This window comes from Actinomadura sp. DC4, assembly GCF_030406325.1.
Lineage (GTDB): Bacteria > Actinomycetota > Actinomycetes > Streptosporangiales > Streptosporangiaceae > Actinoallomurus.
Genome location: NZ_JAUEQY010000039.1, coordinates 40483 through 56409, shown reverse-complemented (window position 1 = coordinate 56409; position 15927 = coordinate 40483). Strand labels below are relative to the sequence as shown.

17 protein-coding genes are annotated in these 15927 nt (G+C 72.5%); 13 read left to right on the top strand and 4 right to left on the bottom strand.

Annotated elements, in window-relative coordinates; translation table 11 throughout:
* The first annotated feature begins 3 nt into the window (after positions 1 to 3).
* From QWU11_RS41295 to QWU11_RS41265, 7 genes are all read left to right on the top strand, one after another.
* Positions 4 to 780, top strand: coding sequence for a fumarylacetoacetate hydrolase family protein (locus QWU11_RS41295; RefSeq protein WP_290120030.1), 777 nt, complete (start codon positions 4 to 6; stop codon positions 778 to 780).
* Positions 777 to 1199, top strand: a complete 423-nt coding sequence (locus QWU11_RS41290; RefSeq protein WP_290120029.1) for a VOC family protein — start codon at positions 777 to 779, stop codon at positions 1197 to 1199. The genes QWU11_RS41295 and QWU11_RS41290 overlap by 4 nt, the downstream gene beginning before the upstream one ends.
* Positions 1180 to 1998 carry an alpha/beta hydrolase gene (locus QWU11_RS41285; RefSeq protein ID WP_290120028.1) on the top strand — a complete coding sequence of 273 codons (819 nt, stop codon included), beginning with the start codon at positions 1180 to 1182 and terminating at the stop codon, positions 1996 to 1998. The genes QWU11_RS41290 and QWU11_RS41285 overlap by 20 nt, the downstream gene beginning before the upstream one ends.
* On the top strand, positions 1995 to 2441 hold the full coding sequence (locus QWU11_RS41280; RefSeq protein ID WP_290120027.1) for a heme-binding protein: 447 nt from the start codon (positions 1995 to 1997) through the stop codon (positions 2439 to 2441). Before QWU11_RS41285 ends, QWU11_RS41280 begins: the two co-directional genes overlap by 4 nt.
* Positions 2442 to 2469: 28 nt before the next feature.
* On the top strand, positions 2470 to 3579 hold the full coding sequence (locus QWU11_RS41275; protein WP_290120026.1) for a hypothetical protein: 1110 nt from the start codon (positions 2470 to 2472) through the stop codon (positions 3577 to 3579).
* Between the two features lie 219 nt (positions 3580 to 3798).
* Positions 3799 to 4251 carry a hypothetical protein gene (locus QWU11_RS41270; protein WP_290120025.1) on the top strand — a complete coding sequence of 151 codons (453 nt, stop codon included), beginning with the start codon at positions 3799 to 3801 and terminating at the stop codon, positions 4249 to 4251.
* A 132-nt stretch (positions 4252 to 4383) separates the two neighbouring features.
* The gene (locus QWU11_RS41265) at positions 4384 to 4809 is read left to right on the top strand and encodes a hypothetical protein (protein ID WP_290120024.1); all 426 of its coding nucleotides are present in this window, start codon (positions 4384 to 4386) and stop codon (positions 4807 to 4809) included.
* Here the strand turns inward: QWU11_RS41265 and QWU11_RS41260 are convergent.
* Entirely contained in the window at positions 4806 to 5780 is a 975-nt protein-coding gene (locus QWU11_RS41260) for a DJ-1/PfpI family protein (RefSeq protein WP_290120023.1), read from the bottom strand. The genes QWU11_RS41265 and QWU11_RS41260 overlap by 4 nt on opposite strands.
* A 123-nt stretch (positions 5781 to 5903) precedes the next feature.
* Between QWU11_RS41260 and QWU11_RS41255 the strand changes: the two genes are divergently transcribed.
* The 5 genes from QWU11_RS41255 (at position 5904) to QWU11_RS41235 (ending at position 12232) form a co-directional block, all read left to right on the top strand.
* On the top strand, positions 5904 to 6542 hold the full coding sequence (locus QWU11_RS41255; RefSeq protein WP_290120022.1) for an HD domain-containing protein: 639 nt from the start codon (positions 5904 to 5906) through the stop codon (positions 6540 to 6542).
* Positions 6543 to 6632: 90 nt separating this feature from the next.
* A complete protein-coding gene (locus QWU11_RS41250; RefSeq protein WP_290120021.1) occupies positions 6633 to 8705 on the top strand; it encodes a PQQ-dependent sugar dehydrogenase in 2073 nt (690 codons plus the stop codon).
* Between the two features lie 12 nt (positions 8706 to 8717).
* Positions 8718 to 9680 (top strand): LamG-like jellyroll fold domain-containing protein, encoded by a 963-nt coding sequence (locus QWU11_RS41245; protein WP_290120020.1) that lies wholly within the window; start codon positions 8718 to 8720, stop codon positions 9678 to 9680.
* 64 nt (positions 9681 to 9744) lie between these two features.
* A complete protein-coding gene (locus QWU11_RS41240; RefSeq protein ID WP_290120019.1) occupies positions 9745 to 11400 on the top strand; it encodes an AMP-binding protein in 1656 nt (551 codons plus the stop codon).
* A gap of 10 nt (positions 11401 to 11410) precedes the next feature.
* The gene (locus tag QWU11_RS41235; RefSeq protein WP_290120018.1) at positions 11411 to 12232 is read left to right on the top strand and encodes a MaoC/PaaZ C-terminal domain-containing protein; all 822 of its coding nucleotides are present in this window, start codon (positions 11411 to 11413) and stop codon (positions 12230 to 12232) included.
* Here QWU11_RS41235 and QWU11_RS41230 read toward each other — a convergent pair.
* From QWU11_RS41230 to QWU11_RS41220, 3 genes are read right to left on the bottom strand one after another with little or no spacing between them, the layout of a single operon-like run.
* Positions 12211 to 12978 (bottom strand): SDR family oxidoreductase, encoded by a 768-nt coding sequence (locus tag QWU11_RS41230; RefSeq protein ID WP_290120017.1) that lies wholly within the window; start codon positions 12976 to 12978, stop codon positions 12211 to 12213. The genes QWU11_RS41235 and QWU11_RS41230 overlap by 22 nt on opposite strands.
* Positions 12975 to 13955, bottom strand: a complete 981-nt coding sequence (locus QWU11_RS41225) for an acyl-CoA dehydrogenase family protein (protein WP_290120016.1) — start codon at positions 13953 to 13955, stop codon at positions 12975 to 12977. Before QWU11_RS41225 ends, QWU11_RS41230 begins: the two co-directional genes overlap by 4 nt.
* On the bottom strand, positions 13952 to 15082 hold the full coding sequence (locus QWU11_RS41220; RefSeq protein ID WP_290120015.1) for an acyl-CoA dehydrogenase family protein: 1131 nt from the start codon (positions 15080 to 15082) through the stop codon (positions 13952 to 13954). The genes QWU11_RS41225 and QWU11_RS41220 overlap by 4 nt, the downstream gene beginning before the upstream one ends.
* 40 nt (positions 15083 to 15122) lie before the next feature.
* On the opposite strand from QWU11_RS41220, the gene QWU11_RS41215 reads away from it, so the two are divergent.
* Positions 15123 to 15920 (top strand): SDR family oxidoreductase, encoded by a 798-nt coding sequence (locus QWU11_RS41215; protein ID WP_290120014.1) that lies wholly within the window; start codon positions 15123 to 15125, stop codon positions 15918 to 15920.
* Positions 15921 to 15927 lie beyond the last annotated feature (7 nt).

Below are 15927 nucleotides of genomic sequence, written 5' to 3'. Positions count from 1 at the left end.
GCGATGAGATGGTGCCGCTACCTCGCCGAAGGCCAGGTCAGGAACGGGATCGTCGAGGACGAGACGATCCTGGAGGCCGAGGGCGGCCCCTTCGAGGGGCCTCGCCTGACGGGCGTGTCGTCCACGCTCGGCGGCGTCCGGCTGCTGCCCCCGGTCGTCCCCGGAACCTTCTTCTGCGTCGGCCTCAACTACGCCGACCACATCCGGCACGCCCAGGAGGCCGGGCACGCCGTGGCCTTTCCCGACCGCCCCGAGGTGGGGTACCGCGCGAACAGCGCCCTCATCGGCGACGGAGAGGCGATCGTCAGGCCGGCCGGCTGCCGGGGGCGCTTCGAGACCGAGGGCGAGCTCGTCGCGGTGATCGGCCGTACGCTGCGCCACTGTTCGCGTGACGAGGCCCGCGACGGCGTGTGGGGCTGGACGATCGGCAACGACGTGAGCGCCCGGGAGTGGCAGCACGGCGACCGCACCCTGTGGCGGGCCAAGAACAGCGACACCTTCAAGCCGATGGGCCCCTGGATCGACACCGACGCCGACCCCCTGTCGGCGACCACGACGGTGCGGGTGAACGGCGAGACCCGTGCGTCCTTCCCCACCGGCGCGATGATCTTCGACCCCTTCGACTACATCGAGGAGATCGCGCGCTACATCACCCTCCGGCCGGGCGACGTCCTGTGGATGGGCGCGGACGGCGCGGTCGGCATGGAGCCCGGAGACGTCGTCAGCGTGGTCATCAGCGGGCTCGGCACGCTGCGCAACCCCGTCAAGGAGCAGAAATGAGCGATCGACCGGCCTACATCCATCACGTCAACTTCCCGACGACCGATCCCGAACGCACCAAGGAGTGGTACTCCAAGGTCTTCGGCATGAAGGCGATCACGCCGAAGAGCAACACCAAGGTCGTCCTGATGACCCGGGGCAACTTCGACCTGCACTTCACGCCGGTCGAGGAGATGGACCGGATGTCGCCGTACCACTTCGCCATCGAGGTGGAGGACTGGGACGGCTTCCTCGAGCACCTGCACACGCTCGGCGTCCGCCACACCCGGCCGATCGAGCGCCCGGAGAACCAGTCGAAGTTCTGCTATGTCCACGACCCCGACCACACGATGATCGAGCTCGTCCACCACCGCCGCCGGGACTACACCGCGCCGCAGGCGGTCAAGGAAGGGGCGGGGAATGCCCTTCACCACGGCTGAGGACGGCACGCGCGTCTACTTCGAAAAGCACGGCGACGGGCCGGCGGTCCTGTTCGTGCACGGGTCCGGCGGTCACCATGCCGCCTGGTGGCAGCAGGTCGCCGCGCTGCGGGATCGCTACACCGTCATCACCGTCGACCTGCGGGGCTTCGGCCTGTCGGACTCCTCGATGGAGGAGTTCGACGCGCGGGCCTTCCCGTCGGACATCCTGGCGGTGATCGAGGCGGCGCAGGCCGGCCGCGTGCTCCTCGTCGGCCAGTCCATCGGGGCCGCGGCGGCGCTGAAGGCCGCGATCGCGCGGCCGGAGAGCGCGGCGGGAGTGGTCCTGGCCCACTCGCTCGGCGGCATCGACCATCCCGAGCTCGCGCGGCTCGTGGCGGCCGACCGCGAGGCGGCCACGCGGCTGCCCGTCCTCGACCGTCTGCTCAGCGCGCGGTTCCGCGACGAGCACCCGGACCTGACCTTCCTGTTCCGGCAGATGGGCACCTTCAACACCGCGAAGATGGCCGACCTGCGCAACCTGAACGCCGACGGCCCGACCGTCGAGCAGGTCGTCGCGTCCGGGATCGCGGTGTTCTTCCTCGCCGGCGAGCTGGACGCGGTGCTGAGCGTCGCGACCGTCGAACGCGCGGCGCGGGTCGTGACCGGCTCCCACCTCGACGTCGTGGCGGGCGCGCCCCACTCGATGTACTGGGAGGCGCCGGAGAAGTTCAACTCCGCCGTCGAGCGCGTCCTACGACGCGTCCACGAGCGCGACCCCGAAACGATGACGGACACGGATGGGCCGGTGCGAGTGTGAGGATCACGTCGGAAGAGGCGCGCGCGCTGATCGACGACGGACGCGGCCGGGCCGCCGCCCTCGGCAAGGCGATGACCTTCTGCGTCGTCGACGCCGGCGGTTTCCTGGTGGCGCTCGAACGCATGGACGGAGCGCGCCCGATGACCCCGAGCATCGCCACCGCCAAGGCCTACACCGCGGCCGTGATGCAGCGGCCCAGCGCACTCCTCAAGGACTGGTCGGCCTCCGACCCGGTGTTCTTCGGGCAGGTCGCGCGCATGGGCCACCACCCGATCGTGGCCACCCGCGGCGGCTACACCCTCAAGCGCGGGGATGAGTTCCTCGGCGGCTTCGGGGTGTCGGGCGGCAGCCCGGACGAGGACGAGGAGATCTGCTCGGCCGTCGTCGCCGGAGCGGGTTTCGACATGACCTTCCAGGCGTGGGCGGGAGCCAAGCGTTCCTGACCGCCGTTCCCCATCGTGAGGAGCCGTCATGGCTGACGATTTCAAGTACCACATCGACCACGCCGGGAGCCTGGTCCGGCCGCCCGCCCTGATCGAGGCCCGCCAGGCGCGCGCCGCCGGCCGGGCCGGCGACGCGGAGGTCAGGGCCGCCGAGGATGAGGCCGTCGCGGAGGCCGCCCGGCTGCAGCGCCGGATCGGCCTGTCCGCGATCGGCGACGGCGAGTACCGCCGGGACGACACGACCTCCGTCGTCTACGACGCCGTCAAGGGCTTCGGCGGGACCGCGGCCACGCCGCTCGCGGAGCTGTTCGCCGAGATCGCCTCCCTGCCGCCCGGCCCGGCGGCCGTCGCCAAGCTGGAGCCGGCCGGCCGGCTCGCCGCGCACGAGGCGTCGTTCCTGCGGAGCGCCACCCGGCGCTCGACGGTCGTGACGCTCCCGTCCGCCGCCTTCGTCACGGAGCGGTCCTTCGACGCCGACCGGTCCTCGGCGGCGTACGCCTCGCCGGGCCTCCTGGGCGCGGAGCTCGCCCGCGTAATCCGCGAGGAGGTCCAGGCGCTGGCCGGCGACGGGATCGACCACGTCCGCCTGGCCAACCCCGCGTACGCGCTGGTCCTGGCGAGCGCCGGCCGGGAACGGCTGCGCGCCGCCGGCGCCGACCCGGACGAGCTGCTCGACCGGATGACCGACACGGACGCCGCCTCGATCGTCGCGCTGGACGTGGGGGAGGACTTCCGCGTCAGCCTGGACCTCACCACGGGTGGCGCCCCGGTCCTCGCCGACGGGTACGACGCCACGGCCGTGACGCGTTTCTTCGAACGGCTCGCGGTGGGCCGGATCCACGTGGAGTACCCGGAGGCGGTGAACTCCCGCTTCCCGCTCGAACTCGTCCCGGCGGGACGCGTCATCGCGCTCGGCGTCGTCGACGTCGGCTCCGCCTCGCCGGAGTCCGTCGAGGACCTGCTGGACCGGATCGACACGGCGTCCTCGGTCCTCGACCTGGAAGACATCGCGATCAGCACCAACGGCGGCTTCGCCCCGGCCGCCGGCGCTCCGGGCCGGGTGAGCTGGGCCGGCCAGCACGCCCGGCTCGAGCTCGTCGAGACGGCCGCCCGTTACTACTGGGGCAACGAGCTCTAGACCGGCAGATCTGTCCGGAATTGGCCGGGACACGGCGGCGAGCCATTGCGACATAAGTAGCTGATAACGGCCTAGTTGGACGGCTTGGATCTGAAATGAATCGTCGTTGCTCCAGGTCTTTTCAAGCCGGCTATTCCTAGGGTCGCGCTCAAGATCGTGGCGGCGCGAACACACCCCCCCGTTACTGCACCCGGAGACGGACACCGGGCAACCGGCAGGGTGATCGTCAACAGCGCGACCGCCTCCGGCACGCCGCCGACCGGCCCGGCGGTGACGTCGGCTCCGTCGACGGCGACGGTGACCACGACGCCCGGTCCGGCGATCCGGCTCCTCAAGACGGCCCGCTCCGTCGTCGGTGACGGCGGCGGGCCAGACGGTGACCTACTCGTTCCGGCGTTCTCCGGCACGGGCACACCGCCGGTCATCACGTGCCCGACGACGACGCTCGGCGCGAGGCGGACCGTGACCTGCACCGGGACGTACGTCACGAGCCGGGCCGACGTCAACGCGGGGGCATCGTCAACGGCGCGGTCGCCACGGGCACGCTCCCGGACGGCACGGTGGTCGGCTCCGCGCGACCGTCAGGACCACGGACACCGGGTGAGTCACCACGGGCACCACCACGTACGGCACCACCAGCACCGGCACCACAAGGGCCACCGCCGGCACTGAAAGGGCCCCGAACAGAGACCGCTCATCAAATCGCGGTCATTTACGACAAAGAACAACGCCGGTACGCGCGCCCGCACGCCGCGTTCGTGAACCGTGTGTCGTATCGGCCGTAGCGCAGTCAGGAGTAATTCGATGAACATGCGAAACGTTGTCAGCATCGTCGCACTCGGAACGCTCGCGGGCGCGGCGGTGACGGGGTGCTCATCGGACGACCACCCGGTGCGCAACACCGCCGCGGTGTCCTCGAACGCCACGAACCCGGTTCCGACGAAGATCGCCAATGAGCCGAAGGTCCGCAAGAACGTCGCACTGACCAAGTGCGCGGAGATCCCCGGCGGCTGGAGCGCGGAGGGGACCGCCACCAACCCCGGCAAGAAGCCGGTGACGTACAAGATCACGGTGCACTTCACCACGAGGCAGGCGACGACGCTGGACTACGCCGAGGCCCTCGTCCCCGTGGCGCCCGGCAAGACGGTGCCCTGGGCGGCCGAGAAGGAGTTCCACGCGGAGAAGAAGATGCTCTGCCCGACGCCCGGCATCAGCGAGGTCTCCTCCTAGCGGCGATCACGCGTCGTGGCGCCGGGACGAGCGAACCGCTGCTGGTACGCCCGCGGCGACACGCCGAGCCGGCTGACGAACGCGCGGCGCAACGACTCCGGGCTGCCGTAGCCGGCCCGTTCGGCCGCCGCGCCGACGCCGAGGCCGCCGTCGAGGGCCGCCTTCGCGCTGTCGAACCGTACGGCCTCGACGTACTTCGCGGGCGTCGTGCCCAGCTCGTCTCGGAACAGCCGGGTCAGGTGCCGGGTGCTGACCGACGCCCGCGCGGCCAGCGCCGCGGCCGAGTGGTCCGCGGCGGGGTCGGCGACGATGCCGTCGAAGACGGCGCGCAGCACCGGCGTGCGCGGGCGCGGCCCGCGCAGCGCCGGCGAGAACTGCGACTGGCCGCCCGGGCGCTGCAGGAAGACGACGAGCGACCGGGCCACCTGCCGCGCCGGTCCCTCGCCGTGGTCGTCTTCCAGCAGCGCCAGGGCCAGGTCGATGCCCGCGGTGACGCCGGCGGAGCTGAACAGGTCGCCGTCCCGTACGAAGATCGCGTCCGGCTCGACGGTGATCGAGGCGTAGGCATCGGCGAGCAGCCGGGTATGCTGCCAGTGGGTCGTCGCCCGGTGACCGTCCAGGAGCCCGGCCGCGGCCAGGATGAACGCTCCCGTGCAGATCGAACAGACCCGCCGGGACCGGGCGGCCAGGCCGCGGACGGCCCGGAGCAGTGCGGGGTCGATGGGGCGGGTCGGCAGCAGGTCGCCGCCCGCGACCAGCAGGGTGTCGAACCCGAGACCGTCGGCGCTCGCGTCGGTGTCGGCGGTGATCCGCATGCCGGTCGAGGACATGACCGAGCCTCCGCCCACGGCGCAGACCGACAGCCCGTAGTCCGCGCCGTGCCGGTTGCTCTCGGCGAACACCTCGCTGGGCCCGGCGACGTCGAGCATCTTGACGCCGTCGAAGACCACGACCCCGACCCGGTGCTGCACTGCGCGCTCCTTTCGTGTCCGTTTCCGTGCGAAACCTGGCCGTCGGCGGGGGGCGGCGAACGGCCGCCGTCGCCAGGCTGGGAACAGGCCCGCAACGACCGACCACACCAACGGAGACGACCGATGACCCAGACCATCGCCGGGATCGCGATCCCCGACACCCCGCTGGCCCGCGAGGCCACCGAGCTCGTACGCGAGGCGGCCACGCCCGTGCTGTTCGACCACTCCCGCCGCGTGTTCCTCTTCGGCAGCCTCAAGGGCCGCCACCGAGGCCTCCACGCCGACCCCGAACTGCTCTACGTCGGCGCGATGTTCCACGACCTGGGCCTCACCGAACGTTACCGCCGTACGGACCAGCGGTTCGAGATCGACGGCGCCGACCTGGCCCGTGACTTCCTGCTACGGCACGGCCGTACGGAGGCCGAGGCCCGCGCCGTCTGGCTGGGCATCGCCCTGCACACCACGCCCGGCGTGCCCGAACACCTCGGGCCCGAGGTCGCCCTCGTCACCGCCGGCGTCGAGACCGACGTGCTCGGCTTCGAGCTGGAGGAGATCGAGGACCGGGACGTCGCGGCGGTCACCGCCGCGCACGAGCGGCCGGACTTCAAGCAGAACATCCTGCGGGCCTTCACCGAAGGCATGAAGGACCGCCCGGACACCACGTTCGGGACCATGAACGACGACGTCCTCGCGCACTTCGTCCCCGGTTTCACCCGTCAGGACTTCGTCGAGATCATTCTCAACTCTCCGTGGCCGGAGTGACCGGCGCGCACGATTTTGATCCTTGACGCCTCCTAGATCGTCTCTTACGTTCGGGAAAGCGCTTTCCCAGCAACCCCCCGGGTGGCAGAGATGACGAAGTCCCTTCGGTGCCTGCTGACCATCGTCGCCGTGCTCGCGGCACTGGTCGCAGTGCCGCGGCCGGCGGCGAGAGCGGCCGGTCAGCCGATCACCGATCCGATCCCGGAGAGCCCGATCACCTCCGACTTAGGGCTCACGGTCCAGGAGTTCGCCTCGTTCCCCAAGTCGGAGCCGACCCCCGCGCCGGTCGACCCCCGGCTGATGCGCTGGGCCAGGATCAACTACATCGGTGAGATCCCGGACGGCTCGGGACGCATGTACGTGCCCGACCTCAACGGCAAGATGTACCTCCTCGATCACGGCACTCCGCAGGAGTACCTCGACGTCGGCGCCACGTTCGCCCCGCAGTTCTTCTCCGGCCGCGGCCTCGGGCAGGGCTTCGGCATCGTGGCCTTCGACCCCGGCTACAAGCGGAACGGCAAGTTCTACACGGTCCATACCGAGCTGGCCTCCATGACCACGAAGGTCCCGGACCTGACGCCCCAGCCGAACACGATCTACCACGGCGTCATCGACGAGTGGACGGCGGACGACCCCGCCGCGAGCACCTTCCACGGAACCCGGCGCGAGGTCCTGCGGCTCGGGTTCGCCGGCCAGATCCACGGCATCCAGGAGATCGGCTTCAACCCGAACGCCGAGCGCGGCGACGCGGACTACGGTCTGCTCTACATCGCCGCCGGAGACGGCGGCCAGGGACAGGCGGCGGGCAACACCGACCCCCAGAACCTCGCCATCCCGCAGGGGAAGATCCTGCGGATCGACCCGCACGGCACGAACAGCGCCAACGGCAGGTACGGCGTCCCGGCCTCGAACCCGTTCGTGGGTCAGCCCGGTCACATCGGCGAGATCTACGCGTACGGCATGCGCGACCCGCACCGCTTCAGCTGGGACACCGGAGGGGCGCACCGGTTGTTCCTGGGGCACATCGGCGAGCACGCCATCGAGGGCGTGTGGGACGTACGCGCGGGCGACAACCTCGGCTGGCCGAACCGGGAAGGGCCGTTCGTCTTCGACAAGGCCGACCGGTGCAACCTGTACCCGCTGCCCGCCGACGACGCGCAGTACCACTACGACTACCCGGTGGCCGCCTACGACCACGACCCGCCGCCGGACTGGACCTGCGACGCCGACATCGGTCGCGCGATCTCCGGCGGCTACGTCTACCGCGGCCACAAGCTGCCCGAGCTCTACGGCAAGTACGTCTTCGGCGACCTCGTCGACGGCAGCGTGTTCTACACCAACGAGCGGGAGATGCGCCGCGGCGCCCCGCGCGCCCCGATCCACAAGCTCATGGTCTTCGATCGGACCGGCAAGCGCGTGACGATGCGGCAGCTGGCCGGGGACACCCGGGTCGACCTGCGCTTCGGCCGTGACAGCAAGGGCGAGCTTTACCTCATCTCGAAGGCGAACGGCAAGATCTGGAAGGTCGTCGGCACGCGTCACTTCGCCGCCGGCCCGGTCGGCCGTACCCACGTCTCCGGCACGGCGACCGCGGCGAACTGGGCCCCGGTCACCCCGCCGAAGTGGAGGTTCGAGAACGGCCAGGTGATCCTGGCCGAGGCCGGCGTCGAACGCCCCGGCCCGCGCCGCCCGTTTGAGTACGCAGTGCTGACGAAGGGCCCCGCGTACGGCACCGAACGGATCGACGCCGACGTGCGGATCGACACCCCCACGGACGTCAGTAACCGTGACGTGATCATCGTGTTCGGCTACCAGTCCGACACGCACTTCTACTACGCCCATCTGTCGCAGGACAATTCGATCTACCCGCACAACGGCGTCTTCGTCGTGAACGACGCCGACCGGCTCCGGATCGAGGACCAGTGGGACGCGGTCCGCTCGCGGGGCGCGCCGCCCGCCATCACCGACACGAAGTGGCATCACGTCCAGGTCGTCCGCCACGCCGACACCGGTGAGATCGCGGTGTACCTCGACCACTCCAGGAACCCGTTGATGACGGCCGTCGACAGGACGTTCACGTCCGGGCGGGTCGGGTTCGGGTCGTTCGACAACATCGGGCGGGTGCGCCACCTCACGGTCACCGGCACCGCCGCGACCGGCTGATCGGGGAGAGACATGCGCTCCTGCCCCGGCCGCCGGTGGCGGCGTACGGCTCTCGCGTTCGCGCTGGTGTGCGCGCCGCTGACCCCGGCGGCCGCGCAGGCGCACCCCGGACCGGCGGTGCCGCCCGCCCTGAGACCGAACCTCGTCGCCTACTACGACTTCGAGCACCCGGCCCCGGGCGATCCCGCAGTCGAGCGGGACCAGGGCCGGTCGGGCACGGACATCGGCCTCGTCAACGGCGGCGCCGCGATGCGCGTGCGCGACGCCGCGTTCCCGGGCGGCCGCCACTCGATCCAGACGCGTCAGGTCGCCCCCGCGGTCACCGGCAACGACGACTGGAAGGCCGGCGTCTACTCGGCGACCGGCGTGCCCGGCCTGCACGCCTTCAACGGCGTGCGGGAAGCCTCGATCATGGGGTGGTTCAAGACGACCGGCCCGAACCCGGGCCTGAACACCACCACCCCGGACCCGTCCGACCACTACGACGCGGTCGGCCTGGCGGGCCTCCTCAGCGGCGACTCCCAGGGCCACAACGTACGGGCGCTGCTCGAAGTGATCAGCGTGTCGGGGGAGCTGCGCGTGGTCGCCCTCGGCCGGCGCATCGACACCGGCAGCTCCCAGACCTTCGCCGCGGACGGCGACTGGCAGAGCGTGCTGCCGCCGGACACGTGGGTCTTCCTGGCCGCGACGTTCGACTTCGACGACGGGACCATGCGGCTGTACAAGAACGGGAGGCCGCTGGCGGGCTCGTACGTGCTGCCCGGCGACCCGTGGGCCGTCGCCGGGCCGCCGGAGCCCGACCTCACCTCGGCGACCGACCCCCGTGGCATCAAGATCGGGGGCAGCTTCCCGCAGAACACCGAGGAGAAGAACCCGTGCGACTGCCGCATGGACGCCCTGATGTTCCTCGATCGCGTCGTGACGCCGGGGGAGGTGTGGCGGCAGTACCACCGGGCGGTGGAGCGACGGCGCTGAGCGGTTTCCCGGTCAGCGGGACGCTGCGGCCGTAAGGGCGTGCGCCTGGCTAGCGTCGGCGACCATGACGCACGACACCATCGCGGATCTGCTGCTCGACCGGCTCGGCGACGGGCGGCCGGGGCTGCGGACCCGCGAGCGGGACTGGACGTGGGACGAGGTCGTACGCGAGAGCGCGGCGCGCGCCTCGCTGGCGGCGGAGCTGCGCCGGGACGGCCCGTTCCACGTCGGCGTCCTGCTCGACAACGTCGCCGAGTACGTCTTCTGGCTCGGCGCGGCGGCCCTCGGCGGTGCCACGGTCGTCGGCGTCAACTCCACCCGGCGCGGCGCGAACCTCGAACAGGAGGTACGCCACACCGACCTCCAGCTTCTGGTCACCGACCGGCCCGGGCTGGCGCTGCTGGACGGGCTGGACGTCGGCGTCCCGCCCGGCCGGTTCCTGCTCGTGGACGACGACGCCTACGCCGCGCGGGTCGCCGGGCACGCGGGCGAGCCCGTACGCGACCCCTCGATCACGGCGGCCACGCAGATGCTGCTGCTGTTCACCTCCGGGACCACGGGCGCGTCCAAGGCGGCCCGGTGCTCACAGGGCAGGCTCGCCGACCGCGCGCACGTCATGAGCGCCAAGTACGACGTCACGCGCGACGACGTCTGCTATTGCCCGATGCCGCTGTTCCACGGCAACGCGCTGATGGCGCTGTGGGCGCCGGCGCTGGTCGCCGGGGCGACCGTCGCGCTCACCCCGCGCTTCTCCGCGACGGGCTTCCTGCCGGACGTACGTTACTTCGGCGCGACGTTCTTCTCCTATGTCGGCAAGGCCGTCGCCTACGTCCTGGCGACGCCGGAGCGGCCCGGCGACGGCGACAACCCGCTCACCCACGCGTTCGGCACCGAGGCCTCCCCGGAGGACCAGGCCGCGTTCGAGCGCCGTTTCGGCTGCCGGCTGATGGAGGGGTACGGCTCCAGCGAGAGCGCGGGCATGATCGTACGGCCGCAGGACACCCCGCCCGCCGCGCTCGGCCGTCCCGCGCGCGAGGGCGTGCGGATCGTCGACCCGCGGACGCGGGAGACCTGCGCCCGCGCGGTCCTGGACGAGCACGGCCGGGTGGCCAACGCCGAGGAGGCCGTCGGCGAGATCGTCGACGTCGAGGGCGCGGCCCGGTTCGAGGGCTACTACGACAACCCCGAGGCCGACGCCGAGCGGGTCCGGCACGGCTGGTACTGGACCGGCGACCTCGGCTACGTCGACACCGCCGGTTTCCTGTACTTCGCGGGCCGCTCGGGCGACTGGATCCGGGTGGACTCAGAGAACATCTCCGCGCTGCCGACCCAGGCGGCGCTGCGCCGGCACCCGAAGGTCATCGACGCCGTCGCGTTCGGCGTGCCCGACCCCCGGTCGGGCGACCAGGTGATGGCGGCGATCGAGGTGCCGGAGGGCACCGGTTTCGACGACCTCGGCCTGGCGGCCTTCCTGGCCCGCCAGGCCGACCTCGGCACCAAGGGCGCCCCGCGCTTCGTACGCGTCTCCCACGCCCTGCCCACCACCGGCTCGGGCAAGGTCGGCCGCAGCCAGGTGCAGGTCGAGGGCTGGCGCACCACCGACCCGGTGTACCGCTGGGCCGGCCGCGGCGCGCCCGAGTACGCGCTGATGACCCCCGAAGACAAGGCGGCGCTGCGCGAGGAGTTCGCCGCGAACGGCCGCCACCGCTTCCTCCCCTGAAAGGGCGTCCATGGATCTGCGTGAACCGGCGAGCGCGGCACGGTGGCGCCACCGCGACCTCGGGACCCGTACGGTCCGCTACGACGACCGCGACGCGATCCTGTACGCGCTCGCCGTCGGCGCGGCGGCGGCCGACCTGGACCTGGTGTTCGAGGAGCGGCTGCGGGTGCTGCCCACGTTCGCGCTCACGTGCGCGCAGTGGGCTCCGGACGTCCTCGGCTCGGCCGGCGCCTTCGACGTCGCGACCGCGGTCCACGGGTCGCAGCGGCTCCGGGTGCGCGCGCCGCTGCCGCGGGAGGGCGAGCTGGAGCTGACCGCCCGCGTGGGGGAGGTCTGGGACAAGGGCAGCGCGGCGATCTTCGAGGTCGTCGTGGAATGCGCGTACTTCGAGGCCACCTGGTCGCTGTTCGCCCCCGGCCACGGCGGTTTCGGCGGCGAGCGCGGCCCCTCGGCGCGGCGTAGGCCGGACGGCCCGCCCGACCTGGAGTTCGACGTGGCCACCGCGCCCGGCCAGGCCGCGCTGTACCGGCTGCTCGGCGACCGTCACCACCTGCACATCGACCCGGAGGCCGCGCGGGCCGCCGGGATGCCCCGCCCGATCCTGCACGGTTTGTGCACGCTGGCCGCGGTCACGCTCCCGCTGGCCGGTGAGATCGGGGCGCACCCGGCCGACCTGGTGGCGCTGGACGGGCGGTTCGCCGCGCCGGTGTTCCCCGGCGACCGGCTCCGGGTGAGCGGCTGGCACGAAGAAGACGCCCTGCTGTTCGAGGCGGCCGTCGACGGGACGACCGTGCTCACGGACGGCCGGGCTCAGTTCCGAGTCGCGACGTAACGCGCCGGGACCTCGCCGCCTCCGTGGACGGCGAGGTCCGCGCCGGTCACGTACGACGCCAGGCCGCCGGCCAGATAGAGGCAGGCATTGGCGACGTCCTGCGGGTCGGCCAGCCGGCCCATCGCGATGACGTCGCCGATCGCCTGGCCGCCGTCCTCGCCGTAGCGGGCCGCGGCGTCCTCGGTCCGTACCGGGCCGACGGTGACGTGGTTGATCCGCACCTTCGGGGACCACTCCAGCGCCAGGGCACGGGTCAGGGCCAGGAGGCCCGCCTTGGCGGCGCTGTAGAAGGCGGTGCCCGGCTGCGGGTCCTCGCCCGAGACGCTGCCGATGTTGATGATCACCCCGCCGTCCGGCTGGCCCTGCATGATCTTGTTGGCGGGCTGCGCGACGTAGAACGGGGCGAGCAGGTTCAGCCGTACGACCCCCTGGACGAACCGGGGTGAGACCGTCGCCGCGTCCGCGTCCGGTGAGCCGCCGGCGTTGTTGACCAGTACGTCCAGCCGGCCCATCAGCCCGGCCGCCCGCTCCACCAGCTCCGCCGCCGCGTCCGGGTCGCGGATGTCGGCGGCCAGGAACCGCGCCGTGCGGCCGCCCGCCTCCGGCGGCGAGGCGGGGTCGTGCCGCCCGCACACCACGACCTCGGCGCCGGCGTCCAGGAAGGACCGCGCGATGGCCGCCCCGATGCCGCGCGTTCCTCCGGTGACCAGGACGGCGCGGCCGCCGAAGTCCGCCGCCGCGCTCATCGGGCGGACAGCGCGTCGACGACCCGGGCCCGGTGCACGGCGGGGGAGCCCCACGCCGCGTACAGCGCCCGCGCCTTCCGTATCCACAGCGAGGGGTCGTACTCGTCGGTGTAGCCGATGGCGCCGTGCACCTGCAGCGCGACCCGGGCCGCGGTGTAGGAGGCGGCCGACGCGGCGGCCTTGGCGGCGGACACGTCGCGGGAGAAGTCCGGCGTGCGGTACGACAGCGCCGCGCCGAAGAGGAGCGGGCGGGTGAACTCCAGCTCCACCAGGACGCCCGCGAGGTGGTGCTTGACCGCCTGGAACTCCCCGATCGGGCGCCCGAACTGCCGCCGCGTCTTCGCGTACTCCACCGACACGTCCAGCAGCGCACGGCCCAGCCCGAACTGCTGCGCCGCGCACACCAGCGCGCCGAGGTCGTAGGCCGCCGCCGTCGCCTCGCCCGTCCCGGTGGCCAGCGCCTCACCGGGCACGACCGGCAGCAACCGGCGCGCCGGGTCGAGCGAGGGCGTGCCGCCGCGCACCGCCGCCTCGCGTACGGAGTCATCGGCGGTCAGCACCAGGTCGGCGACGTCGCCGTCCAGCGCGTACGGGACCGCGGGCGGCAGCGCGAGCGAGACGAGCGCGTCGCCGGCGGCGATCCGGGGGAGCCATGTCGCGGCGAGCGGGACGTCGCCGAGGCGGCCGAGCAGCTCGGCGGCGGCGAGCGTCTCCACGTACGGCCCGGGCACGGCGTGGCGGCCGAGCTGCTCCGCCGCGCAGACCAGCTCCACCGGCAGCGTCCCGGCGCCGCCGTGCGCCTCCGGAACGGCGAGCGCGAACACGCCGGCGTCGGCGAGCGCCGACCACAGAGCACGGCCGGGCTTGGCGTCCCCGGCCGCCCACGCGCGTACGGCCGGCGCGGTGCCGGCGTCGGCCAGCAGCGTGTGCAGGGTCTCGGCGAACAGCCGCTGCTCGGCGTCCAGGACGAACTTCACCGTGCTCCCCTCGGCAGGCCGAGCAGCCGCTCGGCGATGACGTTCCGCTGGATCTCGTTCGTGCCCGCGTAGATCGTCCCGGCCAGCGAGAAGACGTAGCCCTCCAGCCAGGGCGAGTCCAGCTCGCCGTCCGGGCCGAGCAGGTCGAGCGCGGTCTCGTGCAGCGCCACGTCCAGCTCCGACCAGAACACCTTGGTCAGGCTGGCCTCCATGCCGACGTCCTCCTCGCGGGAGATCGTCTCGAAGCCCTTGAGCCGGTACGCCCGCGACCGGATCCAGATGTCGGCGAGCCGGTCGCGCAGCGCGGAGTCGGAGGGGTCGGCCCGCTCCCGCCACAGTGCCGCCAGCCGGTCGACCGAGGCCATGAACCGCCCCGGCGGCCGCAGCGTGAGCCCGCGCTCGTTGCCCGCCGTGCTCATCGCGGCGGTCCAGCCCTCGCCGGCCGTCCCGATGACCTCGTGGTCGGGCACGAACACTCCGTCGAAGAAGAGCTCGGCGAACGCGGGCTTGCCGTCGAGACGGCCGATCGGCCGTACGGTCAGGCCCTCGGCGTCCAGCGGGAACATCACGTACGTCAGGCCCCGGTGCCGGCCGGCCTCGGAGTCGGAGCGGAACAGCCCGAACGCCCGGTCGGCGAAGGGCGCCCGCGAGCTCCAGGTCTTCTGCCCGTGGAGCAGCCAGCCGCCGTCGGCGCGGGTGGCGGTCGAGCGGAGCCCGGCCAGGTCGCTGCCCGCCCCCGGCTCCGACCACGCCTGCGCCCAGATCACCTCGCCGGCCGCGATCGGCGGCAGGATCCGCGCGAGCTGCTCAGGCGTGCCGTGACGGAAGAGCGTGGTGGCGAGCAGGTCGGTGCCGTTCTGGTTGACCCGCCCGGGCGCGCCCGCGGCGTAGTACTCCTCCTCGAAGACGAGCCACTGCAGCGGGGTCACGCCGCGGCCGCCGTACTCCTCGGGCCATGACACCGCCACCAGCCGGGCCTCGCCCAGGGTGCGCTCCCACTGCCGGTGTGCGGCGAAGCCCGCCTCGGTCTCCAGCGACGGCAGCGGCTCGGCCGGCACGTGCTCGTGCAGCCAGGCGCGCGTCTCGGCGCGGAACTCCTCCTCGGCGGGGCCGAAATCCAGGTCCATGAGGCCTTCTTTCTAACAACTGTTTGGTAGAGTAACCGACGTGACGGAACAGCAGAAGGGGGCCCCGCCTCCCGTTCCCGCGCACGGACTCCTTCGCGACGACGTCGTGGTGATCACCGCGGCGGCCGGGGCGGGCATCGGCGGAGCCACCGCCCGCCGCTGCCTCGAAGAGGGCGCCCGCGTGTTCGTCAGCGACGCGCACGAGCGGAGGCTGGAGGCGTCGCGGGAGGCGCTGGCCGCGGAGTTCGGCGCGGAGCGGGTCGCCGCGCGGCCCTGCGACGTCACCTCCGACGAGCAGGTACGGGCGCTGTACGACGCGGCGCTGGACAGGTTCGGCCGCATCGACGTGGCGGTCAACAACGCCGGCCTGGGCGGCACCACCGACCTGGTGGACATGGCCGACGACCAGTGGGACCGCGTCCTGGACGTCACGCTGAACGGCACGATGCGCTGCACCCGCGCGGCCCTGCGGGCGATGCGGCGCCAGGACGACGGCGGCGTGATCGTCAACAACGCCTCGGTCGTCGGCTGGCGGGCCCAGCGCGGCCAGTCGCACTACGCCGCCGCCAAGGCGGGCGTGATGGCGCTGACCCGGTGCGCGGCACTCGAGGCGGCGGACTACCGCGTGCGCGTCAACGCGGTCGCGCCGTCCCTCGCGATGCACCCGCATCTGGTGAAGGTCACCTCACCCGAGGTGCTGGAGGAGCTGACCGCCCGCGAGGCGTTCGGGCGGTCCGCCGAGCCGTGGGAGGTGGCCAACGTCATAGTGTTCCTGGCGAGCGGCTACTCCTCGTACCTGACCGGGGAGGTCGTCTCCGTGTCCAGCCAGCATCCCTGAGACAGAC

What these genes read in the sequence shown, in the direction of transcription:
- QWU11_RS41295 (WP_290120030.1), top strand. Translation starts at nt 4, where the DNA reads ATGAGATGGTGCCGCTACCTCGCCGAAGGCCAGGTCAGGAACGGGATC.
- QWU11_RS41290 (WP_290120029.1), top strand. Translation starts at nt 777, where the DNA reads ATGAGCGATCGACCGGCCTACATCCATCACGTCAACTTCCCGACGACC.
- QWU11_RS41285 (WP_290120028.1), top strand. Translation starts at nt 1,180, where the DNA reads ATGCCCTTCACCACGGCTGAGGACGGCACGCGCGTCTACTTCGAAAAG.
- QWU11_RS41275 (WP_290120026.1), top strand. Translation starts at nt 2,470, where the DNA reads ATGGCTGACGATTTCAAGTACCACATCGACCACGCCGGGAGCCTGGTC.
- QWU11_RS41265 (WP_290120024.1), top strand. Translation starts at nt 4,384, where the DNA reads ATGAACATGCGAAACGTTGTCAGCATCGTCGCACTCGGAACGCTCGCG.
- QWU11_RS41255 (WP_290120022.1), top strand. Translation starts at nt 5,904, where the DNA reads ATGACCCAGACCATCGCCGGGATCGCGATCCCCGACACCCCGCTGGCC.
- QWU11_RS41250 (WP_290120021.1), top strand. Translation starts at nt 6,633, where the DNA reads ATGACGAAGTCCCTTCGGTGCCTGCTGACCATCGTCGCCGTGCTCGCG.
- QWU11_RS41245 (WP_290120020.1), top strand. Translation starts at nt 8,718, where the DNA reads ATGCGCTCCTGCCCCGGCCGCCGGTGGCGGCGTACGGCTCTCGCGTTC.
- QWU11_RS41240 (WP_290120019.1), top strand. Translation starts at nt 9,745, where the DNA reads ATGACGCACGACACCATCGCGGATCTGCTGCTCGACCGGCTCGGCGAC.
- QWU11_RS41235 (WP_290120018.1), top strand. Translation starts at nt 11,411, where the DNA reads ATGGATCTGCGTGAACCGGCGAGCGCGGCACGGTGGCGCCACCGCGAC.
- QWU11_RS41230 (WP_290120017.1), bottom strand. Translation starts at nt 12,978, where the DNA reads ATGAGCGCGGCGGCGGACTTCGGCGGCCGCGCCGTCCTGGTCACCGGA.
- QWU11_RS41220 (WP_290120015.1), bottom strand. Translation starts at nt 15,082, where the DNA reads ATGGACCTGGATTTCGGCCCCGCCGAGGAGGAGTTCCGCGCCGAGACG.